The organism is Bauldia sp., assembly GCF_965232525.1.
In the GTDB taxonomy this organism is placed as follows: Bacteria; Pseudomonadota; Alphaproteobacteria; order Rhizobiales; family Kaistiaceae; genus Bauldia.
Map to the genome: position 1 here is coordinate 1685172 of NZ_OZ246980.1, position 23109 is coordinate 1708280.

Consider the following 23109-nt stretch of genomic DNA (forward strand, 5'->3'; position numbering starts at 1 on the left):
GCGGATTGATCAGGCGCTTGCGTCGTCGCCGGCGTTTGCCTGGCGATGAAACTGCACGCCGATGTTCTTGATGCTCAGGTAGTTGTGAATGCCGGCGAGGCCGCGCTCGCGTCCGAAGCCGCTGTCCTTGATGCCTCCGGTCGGCGCCTGGACACCGCCGATGAACCAGCCGTTGATCCAGACCGAACCGGCGGCAAGGCCGCGCGCGAACCGGAGGGCGCGGTCAATGTCGGCGGTGTGGATACCGGCGACCAGCCCGTAGGGGAGGCCGTTGGCGAGGGCGAGAGCTTCGGCTTCGTCGGAGAAACCGAAAGCGGTGACCACCGGCCCGAAGGTCTCCTCGCGCGCGATCGGGCTCGAAGGATTGACCTCGTCGAACACGGTGGGCGCGATGAAGTGGCCCTTGTCCATGCCGGCCGGTCGCCCGCCACCAAGGCAGAGGCGGGCCCCGTCGCGGATGGCCGACTCGATATGGCCGATGACCTTGTCGTGTTGCGCGGCAGAGACCAGCGGCCCGAGATCGGCATCGTCGAGACCGGCCGCGACGCGCCGCGCGCTGGCTCGCTCGACGAAGCGCTCGAGAAACGGCGCGCGGATGCGAGCGTGGAGCAGGAGGCGGGAAACGGACGAGCAGACCTGACCGCAGTTGTCGAAGGCGCCGTCGATGGCGGATTCTACCGCCCGCTCGAGATCGGCATCGTCGAAAACGATCATCGGGTTCTTGCCGCCGAGTTCGAGCACAGCGGGCTTCAACGCGCCGCCGGCCGCCGCGCCGACCCGCCGCCCGGTTTCGACCGAGCCGGTGAAGGTGACGCCGGCCACCGACGGGTGCTCGGTTAACGCGGCGCCAGCTTCTTCGCCAAGACCGGTGACCACATTGACCACACCGGCCGGTATGCCGGCCTGGACGGCCAACTCGGCGAGCACCAATGTCGTCAACGGCGTCTGCTCCGCCGGCTTGAGGATCGCGGTGCAGCCGGCGGCGAGTGCCGGTGCGAGCGAGCGCATCGCCATGCCGAGCGGGTAGTTCCAGGGCATGATGTGGGCGGTGACGCCCAGCGGTTCGAGCTCGGTGAAGTCGACGAAATCCGGTCCGAGGGGAACCGAGATGCCCTCGAGCTTGTCGGCGGCGCCGGCGTTGTAGCGCAGTGTCGCCGCGGCACCGGCCATGTCACTGCGCGCCTGCGACAATGGCTTGCCGACGTCGAGGGTTTCGAGGCGAGCGAGGCGGTCAGCGTTGTCGTCGATCAGTTGGGCGAGCGCGAGGAGCAGGTTGCCGCGCGCCTGCGGGGTGATCGTCGCCCACGAACCATCGAGAGCGGCACGGGCGGATTTGGCGGCTGCATCGACGTCGGCCGCGCCGCCACGCGACACGTTCGCAAGAACCGACTCGGTGCTCGGGTCCTCGACAACCAGTGTCTGGCCACCGTCCGCCGGGCGCGCCGTTCCGTCGATCCAGATCGAGTCGATGCTTGGCGGTGGGCCGCCGGTGCCAAGCTCGGCCAGACGGTCGAGGATCGGGGGCGGCGATTGAACGGTCATTGCTTGAGGCCCCCTTGGGAGATTCCTTGGATGAAGTATTTCTGGAGGAAGAAGAAGAGGAGCAGGCTGGGGATCGACAGCACGGTGACCCCCGCCATCGCGACGGAATAGCCTTCGAGCTGAGTGTGGGTGCCGACCACCGGCGCGAACGAGGCGATGCCCACCGGCATCGTCTTCATGCTCTCGTCGAAGGTGACGAGCAGCGGCCACAAGAAGTTGTTCCAGTTGAGGGTGAAGACGATCACCGCCGCGGCGATCATCGGCGCGCGGGCGAGCGGCAGCGCCACCAGCAGGAACAGCCAGAACGGTTTTGCACCGTCGAGGCGGGCGGCTTCCTCCAGCTCTTTCGGGAAGGTCAGGAAGAACTGCCGGAAGATGTAGACGGAGAACACGTTGGCAATGGTCGGCAGGATCAGTGCCTGATAGGTGCTCGCCCAGCCGACCTTGATGAAAGCGAGGAGCATCGGGATGACCGATACCTCGACCGGGATCATCAGCGAGGCGAGGAACACCATGAAGATGATGCCGCGCCCCGGGAACTGGAAGCGCGCCAGCGCGAAGCCGGCCATGGCGCCGAAGAAAACACACAGTGTTGTCGACACCGTCGCCTGGATGACGCTGTTGGCAAGCCAGCGCAGCACCGGAAAGCCGGTGAAGATTTTTACGTAGTTCTCGATGGTCGGCCGGGTGGGTAACCACTCGATCGACTCGGTCAGGACATCGGACGGGAACTTGAACGATGTCGACACCATCCAGATGAACGGCGCCGCCCAGGCGAGTGCGACGATCATGCCGATCAGCCAAACCGGCACGTCGCCCCAGGTCATGTTGCGGCGTTCCAACCAGGCGCGCATCAGTTCGTCTCCCGGATCAGGAAACGCTGCACGATGGTGACGCCGAGGATGACGACGAACAGGACGATCGCCAGTGCCGAGGCGTAGCCGTAGAGATTGCGGACGATAGCGACCGTGTAGATGTAGTGAATGGGCGAGGACGACGCGCCCGCCGGCCCGCCATTGGTCATGACATAGACCTGGCTGAAGATCCGCAACGTCGAGATCAGCTGCAGCGTGATCACCATCGACAGCACCGGCCGCAGATGCGGCAGGATGACAAAGCGCAGCCGGTTGAAGGCGTTGGCGCCGTCGATGCGGGCGGCCTCCTGGAGGTCGCGGGGAATGTCCTGGAGCGCGGCGAGGATCAGCACGAAGGCGAGGCCGAGGTCCCACCAGATCGACGCGATCGAAACGCCGGTCAGCGCCCACGAGGTCGACGTCAGCCACGGGATCGGCCCGATGCCGAAGACGCCGAGGTAATTGTTGACGAGACCGTACTGGGTATCGAGCAGCCACACCCAGACCAGCCCGATAACCGTCGCCGAGACCACGTTCGGCGCGAAGAACATGGTCCGCGCCAGGCCGGAGAGCGGATAGCCCTTGTTGACGAACAGAGCGAAGGCGAGGCCGAGGATGGTGACGCCCGGAACGATGATCAGTCCATAGAAGAGCACATTGCGGAACGCGACCCACACCCATTCGTCGGCGAAGGCGTCCTCGAAATTCTCGGTGCCGACCCACTTCGGTGCGCCGATGATGCTCCACTCGGTGAAGGCGACATAGGCGCCGAAAAAGACCGGGAGGATGTTGAAGATCAGGAAGGGCAGCGCAAAAAACGCAACGAACACGTAACCGATCCAGTCGATCGGTTTCGGTTCGCCGGGGAGCCTGCGGCCGGCGGCCTGCTCACGCGTCAATACGCCTGCGACGGTCACGTGTTCAGCCCGCGTTCCAAGGACTGCTTGGCCGGATCGCGGTCAATCCGGCCAGGCGTCCGGACGCTGGTCAGCTCAGCCTTCGTCGAGGCCTTCCTGCCAGCGTTCCTGTAATTCGCTCATTGCCTGCTCCGGCGGCTTGTTGCCGGCCCACACACCCTCCAGTGTGCGGGCGAGGAAGTTGCCGCCTGAGTAGATCGTGAATTCGGGGCCGGCGACGACCGGCACTTCCGGAATTGTGGCGAATTCCATGCCCTCGACGAAAGCACCACGGACCAGCCACGGGTGCCCCGACGTCTTGTAGTCGGGGCGGTCGAGGATCGACTTGCGCGGTGAAGCGCCACGGCCGACCGTTGTCCACAGGAAACTGTTGTCCGACAGCCACTTGATCGCTTCGAGGGTCGCCGTGTGACGGCCGGGATCCTGCTGGGTGTAGAGTTCCAGCCCGCCCATCTCGAAATAGGTCTTCTGGACGTCACCGATCTTCGGGAACGGCGTGGTCATGAAGTTGAGGCCCTGGCCGACATAGCCGTTGAGGGTCCACGGACCGGTCCAGAAGATTGAGCCGTTGCCAGTGCCGAATGCCTTGTAGCGATCGGTGACGTCGCGGGTCGAGACATTGTGGGTATCGAACAGCGCGAGCACCCACTCCATCGCCGCGATTCCCGCTTCGGGATTGACGGCCGCGGTCTTCAGGTCGTCGCTGGCGCGGCGGAAGCCCATCTGCTCCGCTACGATCCCCCAGGTGACCGTCGGCTGGACGCCGGACCCGGTCATGAGGATGCCCGAGCGGGTGACGGTTTCGCCGTCCCGCTTGGTCATGGCTTTACCCCACTCGATCAGCTCGTCGCCGGTCTTCGGCGGCGTGTCGGCGGTGAGGCCGGCCTCTGTGACATGGTCGAGGTTGATTTCGGGCTGCAGGCTCATGAGATCCATCGGGATCATGAACATCGCGTCGCCGTACTTGGGATAGCGCGACGCCGCGACCGAACTGTCGGTGAAGTCGGCAAGGTCGAGACCGGCCTGCGGAATGAGCTCGTCGAGGGGAACCGTCACACCGTCGCGGGCGAGTTGGGCGCCCTTGCCGGCGGTCCCCCAGCCGAAATCGGGGGCGCGGCCGGTCGCCGAGGCGGCGAGTACCTTGGTGACATACTGCTCTTCCGGCACCAGCTCCATGCGAATCTGGACGCCCTTGTCCTTGTGGGCGTCATTGAAATTGTTGATCATCTGCGCCCAAACCTCGCCGTCCGAGGCCGCGAGCCAGCTCCAGTGGACAATCTCGACCGGATTGGCGGCGAAGACGCGGGAGGCGCCGAGATAGGGGGTTGCCAGCGTTGCCGCTGCGGCCGCCGATCCTTTCAGCACCGTGCGTCGCGATACCGATTTCCCGCTTTTCTGCTTGCGTTGGGTCATACCAGTTGCTCCCTGTGGCACCGCCTTCCCCCGCGAAGGTCGGCGATTGACGCGCCTTGCCGGCGCTTCCTCGGACGGGTCCGGTCCCGTTCGGATTCTTTTTCGGGCACGTCTAGAGAGCACGCTGAGTCGCGCGTCACGCTCCCGGGGGTGCCCCCGGCCACCGAAATCCGTCGATTGAGTTGTTCATCGCCAACTGTTGGCGCAGTCTCATGATGGCGCCGGAGTCCAACGTCAAATTGACAGAAAGAGACACATTATATGCATTTGCAGCCAAAACGTCGGACTGCTCGCAAGTACGCGTTTGGAAGTCACGTCGTCGCTGCACGAGCGGAGGCCAATACGCTTGTTGATCTCATGAACACAATGCCCTCGTGCCTTCGTATCGGAGCTCGGTGAGGGCAATGCGGTTCGTCTACAGCACCTTGCCGTCACGGGTGGTTTTCGGAGCGGGCCGGGTCGCCGAGATTGCCGACGAGGTCGCCCGGCTCGGTGTCACGCGCGCGCTGGTGCTATCGACGCCGGGGCGGGCGGTGGAGGCCGAGGCTGTCGCCGAGACGCTTGGCGAACGGGCCGCCGGTGTGTTCGCCGGGGCCCGCATGCACACGCCGATCGACGTCACCGAGCACGCCCTCGCCGTGCTGAGAGAGAAGCGGGCCGACAGCATCGTGTCGTTCGGGGGCGGCTCGACCATCGGTCTCGGCAAGGCGCTCGCCTACCGCACGGACCTGCCGCAGGTCGCCATTCCGACCACCTACGCCGGGTCGGAAGTCACACCGATCCTGGGTCAGACCGAGGCGGGAAAAAAGACCACGCTGACCAGCCCCAAAGTACTTCCCGAGACCGTCATCTACGATCCCGATCTGACACGCGGTCTACCACCAAGCGTCGCCGGACCGTCCGGCGTGAACGCCATCGCCCACGCCGTTGAGGCGCTGTACGCGGAAGAGGCCAATCCGATCACATCGATGATGGCGGAGGAGGCGATCCGCCGCCTGGCCCGCAGTCTCCCGAAGGCGCTGACATCCAACGACAATGAGGCACGTGCCGACACCCTTTGCGGTGCGTGGCTCGCGGGCGTGTGTCTGGCTACCGCCGGTATGGCGCTGCACCACAAGATTTGTCACGTCCTCGGCGGGACGTTCGATCTCGCCCATGCCGACATCCACTGTCTCATGCTGCCCTACGCGGCTGCCTACAATCGCGAGGCGGCGCCGAAGGCGATGGCCCGGATCGGCGATGCGCTCGCCGCCGACGATGCGCCGGCGGCATTGCGGGCGCTCTCGCTTCAGGTGGGTCGATACGAGGACCTCCAAGCGTTCGGCCTCATGCCCGCCGACCTCGACCGAGCGGCGGACCTGGCCGTCGAGAAGCCCTACTACAATCCACGTCCGGTAACGCGCGATGACGTCAGGGCGATGTTGCAGGCAGCCTATGAGGGTGCCGCGCCGTGACCAAGGAAGGGTCCGGGTCCGACGCCTGCATCATCACGGTAGCAATCACCGGGTCGCTTCCGCGCAAGGCCGACAACCCGGCCGTCCCGATCAGTGTCGCGGAACAAGTGGAATCGACTCATGCGGCCTTCGAAACCGGCGCCACGCTGGCACATTGCCATGTGAGGAACGACGACGAGTCGCCATCGTCCGACCCCGAGCGGTTTGCCGTGTTGCTGGAGGGGTTGCGGCGGCATTGCCCCGGCATGATCGTCCAGTTCTCCACCGGCGGGCGATCTGGTGCGGGCAAAGCGCGGGGCGGCATGCTCCCGCTCAAGCCCGACATGGCGTCGCTGTCCGTCGGGTCCAACAACTTCCCGACCCGCGTCTACGAGAACCCGCCGGACCTGGTGGATTGGCTGGCCGGCGAGATGAGGCGTTATGGCATCAAGCCGGAAATCGAAGCGTTCGACCTGAGCCACATCACCCAGGCTGCTGCGATGGTCGCCGACGGGGGCCTAAGCGCTCCCGTGCACATTCAGTTCGTCATGGGCGTGCGCAACGCGCTGCCCGCCGATCGGACGATCTTCGACTTCCTTGTCGATACGACCGAGCGGTTGTTGCCCGGTGCCACCTGGACCGGCGCCGGGATCGGCCGTGATCAGATCACCCTCAATCGCTGGAGCCTGGAGCGCGGCGGTCATTGCCGGACGGGTCTCGAAGACAACATCCGGCTCGATCGCGACACGCTGGCGCCGTCGAACGCGGCGCTCGTCCAGCGGGTCGTCGAGCTCTGCCCGGAACATGGTCGCCGCCCGGCAACGCCGGCCGAGGCGCGGGCGCTGCTCGGTCTCGACCAACGTCACGACCTCAGTCGTTTCTCCGCGACCTTGTAGGCGGCTGAAAAATCCTCGTCGCCCCAGCCTAGCGCTTCGGCTTCGGTCAGGGCGGCGATCACGGCGTCCAGCGACGGCAATACCGCGCCGGTGTCGGTGTCCGATTCGACCATGGCGCGGGCGAGCCGCGCGTCCTTGGCCATCAGCTTGAGCATGAAGAGCGGAGAAAACTCGCCGGATCGAATGCGGGGGACCCGCTGCTCGAAATAGCGCGAGGTGGCCAGACCGGTGCCTTTGGTGACGATGTCGTAGAAGATGTCGGCGTCGGCGCCGACCTGTTCGCAGAGCGCGATCGCTTCGCCGACAGCGACCGCGTGACTGGCGACAAGGGTTTGATGGAGGAGCTTCATCGTATTGCCGGCGCCGCTGCCGCCGCAGTGAACGGTCATCCCGCCGAGTATCTCCAGAAGCGGGCGCACCCGGTTGAGCGCACCGGCATCGCCGCCGACCACGAAACTGATGGTGCCTTCATTCGCCTGCCGCACCGATCCGAGCATCGAGGCGTCGAGGTGCTGAACGCCGAGTTCGGTAAGCCGCTTGTGCACGTCGCGAGTGGTTTTGGGGCTGACCGTCGAGCAGTCGACGGTCACGCCGCCGCGTCGCGTGTTGGCCGCAACGCCACCCTCACCGAGATAGACCGCACGCAATACCTCGTCATTGGGGACGCAGGAGAACAGCACGTCGACCGCTTCGGCGATCTCGGTGAGCGATGCGCACGGCGTCGCGCCGGCGTCACCGCAGACGCGATCGCGGACCGCCGGATCGATATCGAACCCGAACACGGCGTCCTGGCCGGCGTGTCGAGCGAGGCGTGCCAGCATCGGCGCGCCCATCGCTCCGAGGCCGACATAGCCGACTCGTTGGTTCATTCCTTGACCGCCCCGGTCATGGCCGAGACGTAATGCTCGACGAAGAAGGCGTAGAGGATCACCAGCGGCAGCGAGCCGAACAGTGCCCCGGCCATGATTGAGCCCCAACGATAGGCATCGCCGTCGGTGAAGGACGTGACGATCGCCACCGGTACCGTCTTCTGGTCGGCGGACGACAGAAACGTCAGCGCGTAGATGTACTCGTTCCAGCAGAGAGTGAAGGCGAAGATGAACGCCGAAATCAGGCCGGGAATAGACAACGGGACAATGATCTTGGTCAGGATCTGCCAACGGCTGGCGCCGTCGATCAGCGCGCACTCCTCAAGCTCGAAGGGGATGCTGCGGAAATACCCCATCAGCAGCCAGGTAGTGAACGGGATCAGGATGGTGGGGTAGGTCAGGATCAGCGCGAACGGCGTATCGAACAGCCCGTATTGGAAAACCACCGACGACAGCGGGATGAACAGGATCGATGGCGGCACCAGGTAGGCGAGGAAGATCAGCCCGCCTACGGTCTGCGAGCCCTTGTAGCGCAGCCGGGCGATCGCATACGCGGCGAACACGCTGGAAACCAGCGAGAGGATCGTCGCCGAGATCGCGATGAACATGGTGTTCCACAGCCAGCGCGGATACGCGGTCTCGAACAGCAGCGCGTAGTAGTGCTTGAGCGTCGGGGATGTCGTCCAGAAGGGGCTTGCCGAGTCGAGGTTGAGGAGCTCTGCGTCCGGCTTCACCGAAGTAAGCGCCATCCAATAGAACGGAAACAGCAGGACGAAGAGGATGATCGTCAGCGGCAGCCAGACCGTCACCAGCCGCCGCGGCAAAGTCTCGAGATAGCTCATCCCCTCCGACGTATCTTCGACCGCCGCGGCGGATCGGCGGCTTGCTAAGGTCGGGCTGTCAGTCATCGCGACCACCGTGCTGCCACTTGCGGCGCTGGAGGCCGAAGAATGAGATCAGGATGCAGGCGAGCAGGAACGGCACCATCGCCGTTGCCACGGCGGCACCCTCGCCGAGCTTGCCGCCAAGGATGCCCCACTGATAGCTCAGTGTCGCCATGAGGTGGGTGGCGTTAACGGGGCCGCCGCGGGTCAGCACCCAGATGAGCTGGAAATCGGTGAACGTGAACAAGACCGAGAAGGTCATCACCACGGCGATGATCGGCGTCAGCAGCGGGTAGGTGATCTTGCGGAACATCTGCCATTGCGACGCGCCGTCCAGCGTGGCCGCTTCGTAGAGCGACGGCGGAACCGTCTGCAGGCCGGCAAGCAACGTAATCGCGACGAAGGGAACGCCGCGCCAGATGTTGGCGAAGATCACCGACCACCGCGCGTTCCACGGATCGCCGAGGAAATTGATGTTCTCGGTGATCAGCCCGAACTGCTTGAGGGTCCAGGAGATGATCGAAAACTGCGGATCGTAGATCCACCAGAACGCGATCGCCGACAGCACGGTCGGCACGATGAAGGGAATCAGGACGACCGCCCGGATCATCGCCTTGAAGGGCAAATGGCGATTGAGCAGCAGGGCGAGATAAAGGCCGATCACGAATTTGAAGACGCTGGCGACCGTCGTGTAGAGCAGCGTGTTGAAGACCGACAGCCAGAAGACCGGGTCGTCCCAAAGCCATGCATAGTTTTCCAGCCCGATGAACTCGCCTTCGCGGCCGATGCGGACATCGGTGAAGCTCATGTAGATGCCGAGCACCAGCGGGTATGCGAGGAACAGCAACAGGAACGCCATCGCCGGCAGCATGAACCAGAAGCCCAACCAATTCCGGTTGGACTTCACCCGCCTCCACAGCGTCGCCTCGGGGGCGATCGGTCGGGCAGAGTTGACGACTTGGGTCATTACCGTGTGCCGCGGCAGTGATCGTCACCAGAACGGTAGCGCCGCGACGAACCCGGCGCCACCGATTTGATTGGTCCTAGCGATAGATGCGCTTCGCCTGTCGCTCGGCGATCGAGATCGCCCCGTCGACCGTTTCGCGATCAGTGCAGTAGTTGGCGAACATGTCGACGACGACGAAGTCGGCGAGGGCAGCGGCAGCGTTTTCGCCGATCTGGCCCTTGTAGCCGGCCCACAACGTCCGCTTCGGTGCATCGCGGAACACGAGACGCTTCGGGTCCTCGGTCCACACCGGATTGTCGTCATAGGCGTTGAGGGTATGGGTCATGTAGCCGACGGATCCCTCGATCCATTTGTTGTACTGATCGGCCTCCATCCAGTACGCGAAGAACGCCTTCACCGCTTGCGGGAACTCGGTGTAGCCCATCCCCATCACCGGGAAGCAGACCTGGAACTCGGTCGGCTCACCCACCGGGCCGACCGGGTAGAAGGCGTGATCCATGTCCTCCGCGATCTGGGCGGCCAACTCGTCGCCCTCGGCGGCGTTCCGCTGAGCGGCTGCGTAGATCGAGATGCCGTTGTTGGTGAGGTGAATCTCGCCGGACAGGAAGCCCTTGTTGTTGAAGGCGTCATTCCAGGCGACGGTGCCCGGCGCGAAGGTCTGGTAGAGCTCCTTGCAGTACTCCAGCGCCGCCCGGGTCTCGGCCGAGTTGATTGCGACGTTTTCGTTCTCGTCGACCAGGGTCCCGCCGAACGCCCACAGCAGCCAGTGGGTCCAGGCGTTGCCGTCGCCGGAGGCATGACCGAGCGCAAAACCGCCCGGGGTATTGTTGGCCTTGAGGCCCTTCATTAACTCGAGGAAGCCGTCGGTGTCCGGTGGGACCTCCTCGAAGCCCGCAGCGACGATCGACGATTTCCGGTAGTTGATGTAGTTGCCCGAGATGGTGACCGGCAGGCAGATCCATTGGTCACCGGCCTTGCCGTACGTCTCGGCGATCGGCGCCCAGCCGCCGTATTTCTTGCCGAGATAGTCGCAGACGTCGGTGACATCGAGCGCCTTTTCCGGGAAGAGGTGAGGCGTCGAGTAGATCGTCCAGAAGATGTCCGGACCCTGGCCGGTATTGGCAGCGACCGACGCTTTAGGCTGAACGTCGTCGAAGCCTTCCTCGGTTACCGTGATGTTGCATCCGGTCGCCTGACCGAAGGCCGCGATGATTTCGCGAAACGCGTCGTCTTCCGACTGCACGAACCGCTTCCACCGGGTCATGTTGAGCGACGCGCCCTCTTCGGGCTGGAATGGCGAGTCCGCGGCCCAGGCGCGGGCGAGGTTCAGGCGATCGCCGAACGTCATGGCGGCGCCCGTGGCCGCGATGGCTGCCGTGCCCTTCAAAACCGACCGCCGGCTGATTTTCTGGTTCTTCATGTTTCTCCCTTTCCATTTTCTCGTTGCATTGGTGAGGAGTTCTCGTCAGAGCCTTAGCTCCGTTTCCCGATCGAAGAGCATGGCCGCGCCAGGGTTGGGTTGGAGCTTCACCGTTTCGCCCGGGCGCGGATCGGAGCGATCGCGCATCACGGCGACCACCTCCCGGTCAGCCAGTTGCGCGAACAACAGGGTCTCGGGGCCGGTCGGCTCGACCACGATAACTTCCGCATCGAACCCATCGCCGCCGACCGTTATCTGCTCGGGCCGGATGCCGTAGACGACGGGCTGTCCGTCCTGACCGGAATGCTTGCTCGTGACCGGCAACCGTGTCTTGCCAGAGACCACGTGCCCGTCTGCGAGCGTGCCCTCGATGAAATTCATCGCCGGTGAACCGATGAAGCCGGCGACGAACAAGTCGGCCGGGTTGTCGTAGATGGTGAGTGGGCTGCCCATCTGGCGGACGTCGCCGTGGTTCATCACGACGATCTTGTCGGCCATGGTCATCGCTTCGATCTGGTCGTGGGTGACGTAAACCGTCGTCGTCCCGAGCCGCTGGTGGAGTTCCTTGATCTCGGTGCGCATCTGGACGCGCAGCTTGGCGTCAAGATTGGAAAGCGGCTCGTCGAACAGGAACACCTGCGGGTCGCGGACGATGGCGCGCCCCATGGCGACGCGCTGGCGCTGGCCGCCTGAGAGCTGGCGCGGGTAGCGATCAAGGAGATTTTCAAGGCCGAGAATCTTCGCCGCTTCGGTGACACGCTGCGCGATGATTGCCTTGTCGGTGCGCCGGAGCATCAGCGAGAAGCCCAAGTTCTCGGCGACGGTCACGTGGGGATAGAGCGCATAGTTCTGGAACACCATGGCGATGTCGCGCTCTTTCGGATGGACGTTGTTGACCACCTGGCCGTTGATGCAGATTTCTCCCGACGTGATGTTTTCCAGACCGGCGAGCATCCTGAGCAGCGTCGACTTACCACAACCGGACGGACCGACCAGAACGACGAACTCCGTATCGGCGATCGGCACATTGACACCGTGGAGGACCTCGACGGAGCCGAACGACTTGGTGACGTCGATGATGTCTACAGATGCCATCCGATCCTTATCGTCTTTCCGGTGACCCGCATGATCGCGGCTCGGCGTGCATACGGCTCTGCATAGGCCCGGTCGACGATCATCCCTCCCGTGTCGGCGCTCGCTGTTATCGTTCTCGGGGAGACACCGACACTCATGGTGCGGCATTCCCTCATGGCGACCGTTGGTGAAATAATGCATGCATAACTTTATTCGTCAAGATGTCGACTGGCGGTGCGGGCGCGAGCAACATGGTGTCCCGCAGTCTCGGGGTATTTCGTATGGGCAATGTTGGATAGCGTTCGGGAGGGTCGAACGAGGCGATCGTGACTAGATCCGATAGCGTTCGAGCACGGTTGGCCGCGGTTCGGCGCCATGGCCGGGACGGTCTGGCGCGGCGATAAGGCCGTCCTCGTGCCAGATCGGCTCGTCGACAAGTTCGAACTGCATTGGGCCCGGAATCGGTTTCAGTTCGAAGAGAATGGCGGCCCGTGTCGCCACCGAAAGATGGAGGCTCGCCGCGGTGAGCACCGCAGTACTCCAGGCGTGGGCGTTGACGATTCTGCCGGCGTCCTCGACCGCGGCAGCGATCTGGCGGAAGCCGGTGATCCCCTCAGCGCGGGCCGGATCGATGCCGAACACGTCGACAGCGCCGCTGTCGATCCAGCGCTGGTAGCCGGCCAGCCCCCATTCCCGCTCGCCGGCGGCGACGAGGATGCGCACGCCGGCCTTGAACGCCTGATGCCCGGCGATGTCGCTCGGATGCAGCGGCTCCTCCATCCATTTGATGTCGAAGGCCTCCATTCGTCGCGTGGTGCCGATGGCTGTCTCCAGGTCCCAACGGGTGCCGTTGCCGGCGTCGACCATGATGTCGGGCTCCGGACCGATCGCCTCGCGCAGCGCTTCGACGAGAGCAACGTCGTATTCGGGATCGCGACCGGCGCGGGAGGCGCCGCGCTTGCCGAGCCCCAGCTTGGCCGATCGGAACCCCTCATCGATGTAGCCGGCAATCGCCGCGACTGAATCGCCGATGGTGGGATGGTTGACGTGGAGGCTGGCGCAGGCCGGCAGAGTCGGGTGAACGGCACCGCCGAGGAAAGCGTAGAGCGGCTTGCCGGCGTCTTTGGCGGCGATGTCCCACAACGCCATATCGATAGCGGATAGCGCCAGTGTGGCGATGCCGCCCTCGCCGTACCACCAAGTATGCGCCTTCATCATTTGCCAGCAGGCCGTCGTGTCCCGCGTGTCGGCGCCGGCGAGTAGTGGCGCGAGCCCGTCGGTGATGATCGCTGTCGTGGCAGCGCAAGCTTCCGGCCACATGGCGATCGCCTCGCCCCAGCCGCTGACGCCGGCGTCGGTGTCGACCCGCAGCAGGACCGTCATGCGGTCATGGTCGGCGTCGTTGGGCTCCGGCCAACGGAGGACGTAGGGCTCCATACCCGTGATCTTCATCGTGCCGTCCTCCCGGTTTTCCTTGATCTCCGTCACCGAACGTTGTCGGCACGACAAAGACCGTTGCATTGGTCACTTGGTCTGTGCATACAATTGGTCAGGCCAATAATCCACGAAAAGTGGTCGGTGACCCGGAGGAAACGCGGTTTCGGCGCGATCTCAGAGGTTCCCGGCGCTTTCGTCGGCCGATTGGCCGGCCTGGGCCCGCGTCAATGCACCGATCGGTTCGCGCATTGCTGAGGGTTCCGAAGTCGGCATCGCGAGAATTCGAAACAGGTTCGCGTGGAGGCGAACCGATCGATGGGAGGATACAGACCTGATGAAACAGAACTCGGCGTTGAGACTGGCGGCCGCTGGCGCGGCGCTCGCTCTTCTTTCCGGCGCGGCCTCTGCGCAGGATTTCCATGGCTTCTCGCCGACCGGCTTCTCCGGTGAGATGCTACCGGCGGAGAATCTGATGGCGATGGTGGAGCAGGCGGCCAGCGTCTCCCCACCGCGCAATGGCGAACAATATGTCATCGCCTTCGCCAACCTGCAGCGCGATATTCCGTTCGCGGCGCTGGTCGAGCAGAGCATTATCGAAAACGCCGAGGCCGCCGGCGTCGAACTCGTCGTGGCCGACAACCGGCTCGATGGCGCAACCGCGCTTGCCAACGCCGAGAGCTTCATCAACCGCAACGTCGACTATGTGATCGAGTTCCAGACCGACGCGAATTTCGGCGCGACGATAATGCAGAAGATGGGTGAGGTCGGGATCGGCGTCACAGCGATCGATATCCCGATGCCGGGCGCCACCTTCTTCGGCGCCAACAACCCGCGGTCGGGCTACATGGGTGGCGTCTATCTCGGCCAGGCGGCGATCGCCAAGTTCGGTGCCGACAAGGTGAAGGAAGGCTACTTCATCCTTGGCGATCTGCCCCAGTCCGGCGCCGTTCCGGCGATGCGGACCGGCGGTCAGTTGGCCGGCTTCCTCGCCGCGGTCGAGGGCTTCCCGGAAGACCACGTCATTGTCATCGACACCAAGAACACGCTTGAGGAGAGCTTCGCCCAGACCAACAACGTGCTCGGCCGCATCCCGGACGGTGTTCCAATCATGGCGACCGCGATCAATGATCAGGCGTCGACGGGCATTCTGCGAGCCGTCAAGCAGGGCGGCCGCGAGGATGATCTGATCGTCGTCGGCATGGGCGCGGATGAGAACGAGACGATGGTCAACGAACCGGCTTTCGTCGCTTCGGTCGGCTACTTCCCCGAGCGCTATGGGAACTTCCTGATCCCGATGGCGTTTGCCGAGCTTGCCGGCATCGACCTGCCGCCAGCCGTCCTGCAGACCCATGTCATGGTCGACAATGGGAACATCTGCGAGTTCTATCCCGACTTCCCCTGCACGGACGGGGCGGGCATGGCGCTGAATTTCCCGCAGGCGGCCTTCGAGCAGCATCTTGCCGAAATCCGCGCCTCGCCAGAGATGGCTGACTCGATCGAGCTAATCCCGACCGAGTAAAGGTCAGGGCTGGGTGGTCCGGGGCGTGCCCCGGGCCACGGCACGCCGGACAATCCGATCCGCGATTATGACGACCGAAACCACCGCTCCGAATGAAACGCCGCGCCTGGAGATGCGCGGGATCGACAAGGCGTTTGGCGGCGTCAAGGTCCTCGATACGGTCGACCTCGTGGTGGCTCCCGGCGAAGTCATGGCATTGCTCGGCTCTAACGGTGCCGGCAAGTCGACGCTGGTCAAGATTCTGACTGGCGTCTACACGCGTGACGCGGGGACCGTGAAAGTGGACGGCGAGACGGTGGTTTTCCCCGAGCCGCGCGCGGCGGTTGCCGCCGGGGTCAGGCTGCTGCCGCAAGAAATATCGGTCATGCCCGACATGACCGTCGCCGAAAACATCTCGCTAGCCGACCTGCCGATGAAATCGGGGCCGAGCTTCGCTGTTGTGGATCGCGCCGCCATGGTTGCACGGGCCCGCGAGCTCCTCGATCAACTCGGCTTTTCCGCCATCGATCCGAACGCGCCCGTGAAGCGGTTGTCGGTGGCCGAACAGCGGATCGTCGAGATCGCCCGGGCCCTTGCCGGCAAGGCGCGCATCCTGGTGATGGACGAGCCGACCGCAGCGCTGACGGAACAGGAAGCCAAGCTGATCTTTCGAATCATCCGGCGCCTGAAGGAACAGTCGGTGTCGGTGATCTACATCTCCCACTACCTCAGCGAAGTCTTCGAAATCTCCGACCGGATTGCCGTCCTCCGCGACGGCCGCGAAGCCGGCCTGTTCGATCCGGCGACCGCGTCGCACGATGAGGTGCTGGATGCCATGCTCGGCGGCATCGCCGGAGACCTGTACGACATGGCGGCGAGCGGCGAGGCCGATACGACCGCTGTCCTCAGCGTCGAGGGCTTCGGCGTTCCCGGCCGCATTGACGATGTTTCTTTCGACGTCCGCCGCGGCGAGATCGTCGGCGTATTCGGCCTGATCGGCTCCGGAGTGGAGGTGCTTGGCCGGACGCTTTACGGCGCGCTTGGAGCGGTGACGACCGGATCGGTGACCCTCGATGGAAAACCATACCACCCCCGCTCGGCGGCACTCGGAAAGGACGGGGGAATCGGCTTTGTCGCCGCCGATCGCAAAAAAGAAGGGATCATCGCCGAGCTGACCGTGCGCGATAACATGGTGGCGCCTTTCCTCGACCGCTACACCCAGGGCCTGTTCGTCTCGCGTGCCAAGGAAACCGCACAGGCCGAGCGCTGGATCGAAAGCCTCGGCATCCGCACCCGCGGGCCTGAGCAGACGATTCGCACCCTGTCCGGCGGCAACCAGCAGAAGGTATGCGTGTCGCGGTGGCTGGTCGACGGTGTTGCGCTGCTCATCCTCGAGGAACCGACCCGCGGGGTCGATGTTGGGGCCCGTCGCGAGATTTATCTGGAGCTGCGCGAACTGGCGGACCGCGGCCTCGCCGTCCTGGTTCTGTCGTCGGATGTCGAGGAGGTCGCCGGTATCAGCGACCGTTCGATCGTTCTCGACCGGGGTGGCATCGTCGGCCGTTTTGACCGCGGCACGGCACCCGAAACGCTGATGGCCGCCACGGTCAACGATCCCGCATTCCACGCCGCATGAGTGCCTCTCGATGACCGTCACCAGCGCCCCGACCGAGACCGACCAGACTAGCGCGACGCTTCGCCATCGCCTGCTTGCACTGCTCGGGAAACCCTGGTCGGGTGTCGCGATCCTGCTGATCTTCTATATCGCCCTGATTGTCGTCTTCTCGCTGCTCTCGCCGTTTTTTCTGACGCAGCGGAACATGCTGGCGATCGGCTCGAACGTCGCGTTCATCGGCCTGATGGCGGCGGCGGGGACGCCGCTGATTATCGCCGGTGGTCTCGACCTTTCGGTCGCCGCGATCGCCGGGCTGACCGGTGTGACGATCGCCATCGTTCACGGTCTTGGGGTGCCGATCTGGCTGGCGGTCGCAGCGGCACTTTGCATCGGCGCGTTCATCGGCTTGGTCAACGGCCTGTTCGCCACCAAACTTCGCCTCAATCCGCTGATCGTCACGTTGGGGATGATGAGTATTGTCTCGGGCGCGGCTCTCATCCTCACCGGCGGGCTGACCCGGGCGCTGATGGTGCCGGGCTTCAACTGGATCGGCCAGGGGCGGGTCTTTGACATCCCGGTGCCGATCATCCTGATGGCGGTCACGTACATCGCGCTCGCGGTGGTGCTGGCCAAGACCCGCTTCGGACGCTTCGTTTACGCGGCCGGCGGCAACGCCGAGGCGAGCCGGCTGATCGGCCTCCCGGTCGAGCGGGTTCAGGTCATCCTCTACATCGTCTCCGGTGTCAGTGGCGCGGTCGCTGGCGCGATGCTCGCGGCACAACTCGGCGCGGCGGCGCCGGGTGCGGCGTCGACCCACCTGCTCACCGTCATCGCCGCGATCATCCTCGGCGGCACCAGCCTCTATGGCGGGCGCGGCAGCGTCTGGGGAACGTTGCTCGCCGTCCTGATCCTCGGGACGCTCGCCAACGGCCTGACCCTGATGGACGTCTCGTCGTTCTGGCAGGACGTGACCCGCGGTGTGGTGTTGATGCTGGCCGTCAGTCTCGACGCGATCCGCACCCGGGCGTTGGGGGATTAGCGCCGTGGCTGATGCCCTCTCCACCATTTCGCCTGTCGAGCGGAATTCCGTCGCCGATCAGGTCGCGAAGAAAATCCTCGACCTGGTGCGGACCGGCAACCTCAAGCCGGGCGACCAGCTTCCGCCGGAGCGTGATCTTGCGCAAATGCTGCAGGTCAGCCGCCCGAGCCTGCGTGAGGCGATGCGCGGCCTGCAGATTCTCGGCGTCGTGAAATCACGCCAGGGCGGTGGCGCTTACATCTCATCGCTGGACGCCGCCGATCTGCTCGGACCGCTCCAGTTTCTGATCACGCTCAACGCTCAGAACGTCGATGCACTCTATGAATCGCGCGGCCTGATCGAGGGCGGCGTGGCACGAAAAGCGACGGAGCGGCTGACCGATGCCGACATCGCCCGCCTCCAGGCAATGGTGGTGTTGCAGGCCGATCTCGTCACCGATCCACTCGGCTTTCGGGTCTCCGACCTCGAGTTCCATCGCACCGTCATGGACTCGACCGACAATCCCTTTCTGATCCGCGTCGCTTATTCGCTCTACGTGCTCGGCATGGAATACCGACGGATCGCCTCGGAAACCCCCGGCGTCCTCAAACAGTCGCTCGCCGATCATGAGGAAATCGTCGCCGCGTTCGTCGCCCGTGACCCGGACGCCGCCGAAACCGCTATGGTTCGGCACATGCGCAATGTCCACGAATCGACCCTCGACGCGATGAAGGCCGCCGAATGAGTGACAAAGCCCGCATTGGCGTGATCGGTGCCGGCTGGTGGGCGGTGGTCAATCATCTGCCGGTGCTCGCCGGCTTCGAGGATTGCGAGGTCGTTGCCGTCAACCGGCTTGGCGCCGAAGAACTCGCCGCGGTCAAGGAGGCCTTCGCGGTCCCTCACGCCTTCGAAGACTACCGGGCAATGCTCGACACGGTGCCGATGGACGGGGTCGTCGTCGCCTCGCCGCACACACTCCACTTCGAGCACGCAATGGCAGCGCTCGACAAGGGCTGTCACGTCCTCGTCGAAAAGCCGATGACGACGACAGCGGCCGATGCGCGGGCGCTTGTCGACCGCGCCGCAGAGGTCGATCGGCAGATCGTCGTGGCCTATGGCTGGAATTTTCGGCCGATGATCGAAGAAGCCCGGCGGCTCGCACCGGGGGTCGGCGAGGTCGAACACGTCGTGCTCCACATGGCCAACGCGCTCGAGGATCTGTTCGCTGGACAGCCGATGCTGGAGACCGAGGGCGCCATGTTCCGGCCGCCGCCGTCGACATGGGCCGATCCGGCCCGTGCCGGCGGCTTCGGTTGGGGGCAGCTCGTTCATGCGCTGGGTCTGTTGTTCCGCGTCGTCGATGGGTTGGAACCGGCCGAAGTGTTCGCGCTCACCGGACAGTCACCCGCCAATGTCGACTACTACGATGCCGCCGCGGTCCGGTTCGCCGACGGCGGAACCGCGTCGCTCTCCGGTGCCGCGACGCTGCCGAAGGGCGAGCCGGTTCAGATCGACCTCAAGGTCTTCGGCTCGGAGGGCATGCTTCTGTTCGACATCGAGCGAGCGCGGGTCGAATTGCGTCGTCGCGATGGGACCGGCGAGACGGTGACGCTCGCGCCGGACGCCGGCGCTTACGAGTGCGTCGGTCCGCTGCGCGCCCTAGTCGACTTGTCGCTGGGCAGGCCGACGGTCAATCCCGCGTCCGGTATCGTCGGCATGCGCGCCGTCGAGGTGCTCGACGCGCTCTACCGGTCGGCCAGTTCCGGACGCATGGAGGCGGTCTGATGGCGTTCAAACTCACCCTCACCTCCTGGTCGCTGCCGGCGTGTTCGCTGCGGGAAGCGGCGGGCATCGCCAAGGTGCTGGGGATCGACGGGCTCGATATCGGCTATTTCTACGGCCCGGCCCTCGACAAGGCGCGGCTCCTCGCCGAACCGGAGAGGGTCGCCGATGAGGTGCTGGAATTCGGCGTCGCACTGCCGTGCCTCTATCATCTGTTCGGCAACACGCTCGGCGACCGGAACCTCGCCGACCGGCGGTTCCTCGACCAGAATGCCGCCGACCTGAAGCAGGCGGTCGCCTTCTGCGTTCGCGCCGGGGTCGGTGTCATCTTCGTCCTGCCGGGGATCTGCAATCCGGGGCAGGGGCGCCGCGAGGCGCTGGCCGAGTCGGCTGAGAGCCTGAAACGTCTGCTGCCGATCGCGGCGGAAGCGGGGGTCACACTGACCATCGAGCCCCACGTCCATTCCTATCTGGAGTCGCCGACCCTCGTGCTGGAGCTGTTGGACAAGGTGCCGGGTCTGAAGCTGACCCTCGACTACGGCCACTTCGCCTGTCTTGGCTACCGGCAGGAGGAGGTCGATCCGCTCGTGTCGCATGCCGCCCACATGCATCTGCGTCAGGCGAAGTCGGGCGAACTTCAGACTAAGCTGGAGAAGGGCACCCTCAACATGGCCGCGCAACTGGCGACGCTGCGCGACGCCGGCTATGACGGCTACCTGGCGCTAGAATACACACATCAGGATTACATGGACTCCTGGTACGACGACATACTCACCGAGACGATCCGGCTTCGCGATGTCGTGCGTGGTTGGGAGGTGGCGTGAGCGAGGAACCGGTCGCCGTCGTCGTCGGTGGTGCGGGCGGGATCGGCCTGGCCATCGCCGCGCGCCTTGCGCGGGACGGCCACCGGATTGTGGTCGCCGATCTCGAAGGGGAAGCGACGGACAATGCCGCGCGAGAGATCGGCGGGACCGGCATCGCCATCAACGTGACCGAGTCGGGTTCCGTTGGCCGCGCGATCGGCGAGGTTCTGGACAAGCACGGGCGGATCGATGTGCTGGTCAATTCGGCCGGCGTTCACCTCCAGAAGCTCGTGGTCGACATGACCGACTTGGATTGGGACCGGGTTCAGAGTGTCAATTCGCGCGGGACGTTCCTGACCTGCCGCGCCGTCGCCCGCTCGATGATGGCGGCGGAGGGGGGTCGGATCGTCAACATCGTCACCCGCCTCGGTTTCGGCAATCCTTACTCGGCGGCCTATATGGCGTCGAAGAACGCGGTGTGGGGGCTGACCCAGACGCTGGCCGTTGAACTCGCTGGCTACGGGATCACCGTGAACGCAGTCGCCCCCGGCCACGTCGGGCCGGGGACCGGAATGGAGAAGCAGTTTCGTGAAAAGGCAGCGGCGCTCGGACTGAGCTGGGAGGATTTCGAGGCGCGGGTCCTGAAGACGATTCCCGTCGGCCGCTGGTGCCGCCCCGACGATGTGGCCGCGGCGGTCGCCTATGTCGTTTCGCCGGAAGCCTCGTTCGTCACCGGCGAACTGATCAACGTCACCGGCGGCTTCACCGGCTATGGCGTTGCGCCGCCGCGGGAGGCGGGATGAGCAAGGACCTCCGCCGCGGCGGCATCGACCGCCTAACCGTCGACGACATTCTCCAGCCGGGGTTCTCGACCCCGTGGGACGCGCCGACCATCCCCCCGTTTCCCTTTGCCTTCCGCGATGTGGAAGTGCTGACCGTGGTGTGGCGCACGACCGAAGCCGCCGTGGCCCGCGTCCTGCCGCCGCCGCTCGAGGCGACCAGCGACGTGGTTGTCGCCCACATCTACCGGATGACAGATACCGAATGGACCGGGCCGTACGGCGAGTCCAACGTCTCGGTCGGCTGCCGGCTGCCCGGCACCGATGTTGCCGGCTCGTACTCGCCCTATCTGTTCCTGTCGTCGGATGTGGGGGTCACGCACGGACGCGAGGTCCACGGACAACCGAAGAAGCTCGGCCACCCGGTGATCGAGCACCGCGGCGACCTTGTGGTCGGCACGGTCACCCGCAACGACATCGCGGTGATCACTGGCACGATGGCCTACAAACATCGCCGTGACACGCTCGACAGCCTGACCGCCCATTTCGACTTCGCCGAGAACGTCAACCTCAAGGCGGTTGATCAGATCGACGGACGCCCGGCGGTCCGGCAATTGACCGCCCGTCGGTTGAGCGACGTCGTCGTCCACGAATGCTGGAGCGGTCCCTGCACAGTCGAGCTCCGGCCGAACGCCCAGGCGCCGGTCCACCGCCTGCCGGTGGTCGACATGCTCGACGGTTTCCACTGGCGGGCGGACTTCACCCTGGTGCCCGGCCGCATCGTTCACGACTACCTTGGAGGAACCCCATGAGCCACTACGCCTGGGTGCTGGAAGTCCGGCCCGGCTACGAGGAGGAATACAAACGCCGGCACGACGAGATCTGGCCGGAGATGGTCGAGGCGCTGAAGAAGGCAGGCATCCGTAACTACTCGATCTTCCGTCACGGCCTGACCCTGTTCGGCTATTTCGAAACCGACGATCTCGATGCGACCGTCGCGGCGCTGAAGGACGATCCGGTCAACAAGCGCTGGGGCGAGTCGATGACGCCGATCATGAAGATCGAAGTCGACGAGCGGCGCGGGTTTCCGTTCCTGCTCCCCTTGCAATGGCACATGGACTGATGCGGCTCGACGGCGAAATCGCGATCGTCACCGGCGCTGGCCGGGGATTGGGCGCGGAGATCGCGCGAGCGCTCGCGGGTGCCGGCGCGGCCGTGGCCGTCACGGCGCGGCAGCTGGGCAGTGCGATGGCGATTGCCGATCAGATCAAGTCGGCCAGTGGAAAAGCGGCCGCCGTTTCTTGCGATGTCGCTAATGCCGGATCGATCGCGGCGGCCGTGGCGGCAACGAAGGATGAATTCGGTGCACCCACCATCCTGGTGAACAATGCCGGCGTTATCCAGCCGCTTGGACCCTTGCATGCCGCGGACGACGAGGCGATTGCCGCCAACATCGAGATCAACCTACTCGGCCCGGCGATGATGGCTCAAGCGGTTTTGCCCGCCATGGAGGCTGCCGGTCGTGGAACCATCGTCAACATCTCCTCCGGTGCCGCGCAAAAGGCGATTCCCGGGTGGGGAGCTTACTGCGTCGCCAAGGCGGGGCTCGCCATGCTCGGCCGCGTCCTCGCCGCCGAACACGAGGCTAACGGCATTCGGGTGTTCGGCTTTGCGCCGGGGATCGTCGACACCGGGATGCAGGCGGACATCCGCGCCGCCGGTATCGGTCCAACCGCGACGCTCACCCCCGACGATCTCGCCCACCCACGCGAACCGGCCGCGGCCGTCGTCTTTCTGTGCACGCAGGGGAGCACGCCTTTCGCCGGCGACGAGGTGGACGTCCGCGATCCCGCGTTCCGGGCCGCCGCCGGTCTCGCCGCGACACCGGCCTGAGCCGGTCAGGAAGGA

The 23109-nt window shown here is 64.9% G+C and carries 22 protein-coding genes; 12 read left to right on the forward strand and 10 right to left on the reverse strand.

Annotated elements, in window-relative coordinates; genetic code table 11:
* Nucleotides 1-9: 9 nt before the first annotated feature.
* The 4 genes from ACO076_RS08000 to ACO076_RS08015 all read right to left on the reverse strand — a co-directional run bounded on the left by ACO076_RS08000 (nt 10) and on the right by ACO076_RS08015 (nt 4726).
* Nucleotides 10-1542: an aldehyde dehydrogenase family protein gene (locus ACO076_RS08000; protein ID WP_421726194.1), complete on the reverse strand. Its 1533-nt coding sequence runs from the start codon at nt 1540-1542 to the stop codon at nt 10-12.
* On the reverse strand, nt 1539-2396 hold the full coding sequence (locus ACO076_RS08005) for a carbohydrate ABC transporter permease (protein ID WP_421726195.1): 858 nt from the start codon (nt 2394-2396) through the stop codon (nt 1539-1541). The genes ACO076_RS08000 and ACO076_RS08005 overlap by 4 nt, the downstream gene beginning before the upstream one ends.
* Entirely contained in the window at nt 2396-3313 is a 918-nt protein-coding gene (locus ACO076_RS08010) for a carbohydrate ABC transporter permease (RefSeq protein WP_421726196.1), read from the reverse strand. Before ACO076_RS08010 ends, ACO076_RS08005 begins: the two co-directional genes overlap by 1 nt.
* Nucleotides 3314-3388: 75 nt before the next feature.
* Entirely contained in the window at nt 3389-4726 is a 1338-nt protein-coding gene (locus ACO076_RS08015; protein WP_421726197.1) for an extracellular solute-binding protein, read from the reverse strand.
* Nucleotides 4727-5130: 404 nt separating this feature from the next.
* On the opposite strand from ACO076_RS08015, the gene ACO076_RS08020 reads away from it, so the two are divergent.
* Nucleotides 5131-6180, forward strand: coding sequence for a maleylacetate reductase (locus ACO076_RS08020; RefSeq protein WP_421726198.1), 1050 nt, complete (start codon nt 5131-5133; stop codon nt 6178-6180).
* Entirely contained in the window at nt 6177-7055 is an 879-nt protein-coding gene (locus ACO076_RS08025) for a 3-keto-5-aminohexanoate cleavage protein (RefSeq protein WP_421726199.1), read from the forward strand. The genes ACO076_RS08020 and ACO076_RS08025 overlap by 4 nt, the downstream gene beginning before the upstream one ends.
* Here the strand turns inward: ACO076_RS08025 and ACO076_RS08030 are convergent.
* The 6 genes from ACO076_RS08030 to ACO076_RS08055 form a co-directional block, all read right to left on the reverse strand.
* Nucleotides 7022-7924, reverse strand: a complete 903-nt coding sequence (locus tag ACO076_RS08030) for an NAD(P)-dependent oxidoreductase (protein WP_421726200.1) — start codon at nt 7922-7924, stop codon at nt 7022-7024. The two genes, ACO076_RS08025 and ACO076_RS08030, sit on opposite strands and share 34 nt — an antisense overlap.
* Nucleotides 7921-8832: a carbohydrate ABC transporter permease gene (locus tag ACO076_RS08035; protein ID WP_421726201.1), complete on the reverse strand. Its 912-nt coding sequence runs from the start codon at nt 8830-8832 to the stop codon at nt 7921-7923. Before ACO076_RS08035 ends, ACO076_RS08030 begins: the two co-directional genes overlap by 4 nt.
* Nucleotides 8825-9775, reverse strand: coding sequence for a carbohydrate ABC transporter permease (locus ACO076_RS08040; protein WP_421726202.1), 951 nt, complete (start codon nt 9773-9775; stop codon nt 8825-8827). Before ACO076_RS08040 ends, ACO076_RS08035 begins: the two co-directional genes overlap by 8 nt.
* A 76-nt stretch (nt 9776-9851) precedes the next feature.
* Complete coding sequence (locus tag ACO076_RS08045; protein ID WP_421726203.1) at nt 9852-11195, reverse strand: ABC transporter substrate-binding protein; 1344 nt, start codon at nt 11193-11195, stop codon at nt 9852-9854.
* 45 nt (nt 11196-11240) lie between these two features.
* The gene (locus ACO076_RS08050; protein ID WP_421726204.1) at nt 11241-12290 is read right to left on the reverse strand and encodes an ABC transporter ATP-binding protein; all 1050 of its coding nucleotides are present in this window, start codon (nt 12288-12290) and stop codon (nt 11241-11243) included.
* A gap of 309 nt (nt 12291-12599) precedes the next feature.
* Nucleotides 12600-13757, reverse strand: a complete 1158-nt coding sequence (locus ACO076_RS08055) for a mandelate racemase/muconate lactonizing enzyme family protein (RefSeq protein ID WP_421726205.1) — start codon at nt 13755-13757, stop codon at nt 12600-12602.
* Nucleotides 13758-14040: 283 nt separating this feature from the next.
* Here ACO076_RS08055 and ACO076_RS08060 point away from each other — a divergent pair, with 283 nt between their 5' ends.
* From ACO076_RS08060 to ACO076_RS08105, 10 genes are all read left to right on the forward strand, one after another.
* On the forward strand, nt 14041-15225 hold the full coding sequence (locus ACO076_RS08060) for a sugar ABC transporter substrate-binding protein (protein ID WP_421726206.1): 1185 nt from the start codon (nt 14041-14043) through the stop codon (nt 15223-15225).
* 67 nt (nt 15226-15292) lie between these two features.
* Nucleotides 15293-16840 carry a sugar ABC transporter ATP-binding protein gene (locus ACO076_RS08065; protein ID WP_421726207.1) on the forward strand — a complete coding sequence of 516 codons (1548 nt, stop codon included), beginning with the start codon at nt 15293-15295 and terminating at the stop codon, nt 16838-16840.
* A 10-nt stretch (nt 16841-16850) separates the two neighbouring features.
* Complete coding sequence (locus ACO076_RS08070) at nt 16851-17858, forward strand: ABC transporter permease (RefSeq protein WP_421726208.1); 1008 nt, start codon at nt 16851-16853, stop codon at nt 17856-17858.
* 4 nt (nt 17859-17862) lie between these two features.
* Entirely contained in the window at nt 17863-18582 is a 720-nt protein-coding gene (locus ACO076_RS08075) for a FadR/GntR family transcriptional regulator (RefSeq protein ID WP_421726209.1), read from the forward strand.
* A complete protein-coding gene (locus ACO076_RS08080; RefSeq protein ID WP_421726210.1) occupies nt 18579-19622 on the forward strand; it encodes a Gfo/Idh/MocA family protein in 1044 nt (347 codons plus the stop codon). The genes ACO076_RS08075 and ACO076_RS08080 overlap by 4 nt, the downstream gene beginning before the upstream one ends.
* Nucleotides 19622-20443 carry a sugar phosphate isomerase/epimerase family protein gene (locus ACO076_RS08085; protein WP_421726211.1) on the forward strand — a complete coding sequence of 274 codons (822 nt, stop codon included), beginning with the start codon at nt 19622-19624 and terminating at the stop codon, nt 20441-20443. Before ACO076_RS08080 ends, ACO076_RS08085 begins: the two co-directional genes overlap by 1 nt.
* Nucleotides 20440-21225: an SDR family NAD(P)-dependent oxidoreductase gene (locus ACO076_RS08090; protein WP_421726212.1), complete on the forward strand. Its 786-nt coding sequence runs from the start codon at nt 20440-20442 to the stop codon at nt 21223-21225. The genes ACO076_RS08085 and ACO076_RS08090 overlap by 4 nt, the downstream gene beginning before the upstream one ends.
* Complete coding sequence (locus ACO076_RS08095) at nt 21222-22013, forward strand: acetoacetate decarboxylase (RefSeq protein ID WP_421726213.1); 792 nt, start codon at nt 21222-21224, stop codon at nt 22011-22013. The genes ACO076_RS08090 and ACO076_RS08095 overlap by 4 nt, the downstream gene beginning before the upstream one ends.
* Nucleotides 22010-22324, forward strand: coding sequence for an L-rhamnose mutarotase (locus ACO076_RS08100; RefSeq protein ID WP_421726214.1), 315 nt, complete (start codon nt 22010-22012; stop codon nt 22322-22324). Before ACO076_RS08095 ends, ACO076_RS08100 begins: the two co-directional genes overlap by 4 nt.
* A complete protein-coding gene (locus tag ACO076_RS08105; RefSeq protein WP_421726215.1) occupies nt 22309-23094 on the forward strand; it encodes an SDR family NAD(P)-dependent oxidoreductase in 786 nt (261 codons plus the stop codon). Before ACO076_RS08100 ends, ACO076_RS08105 begins: the two co-directional genes overlap by 16 nt.
* Nucleotides 23095-23109 lie beyond the last annotated feature (15 nt).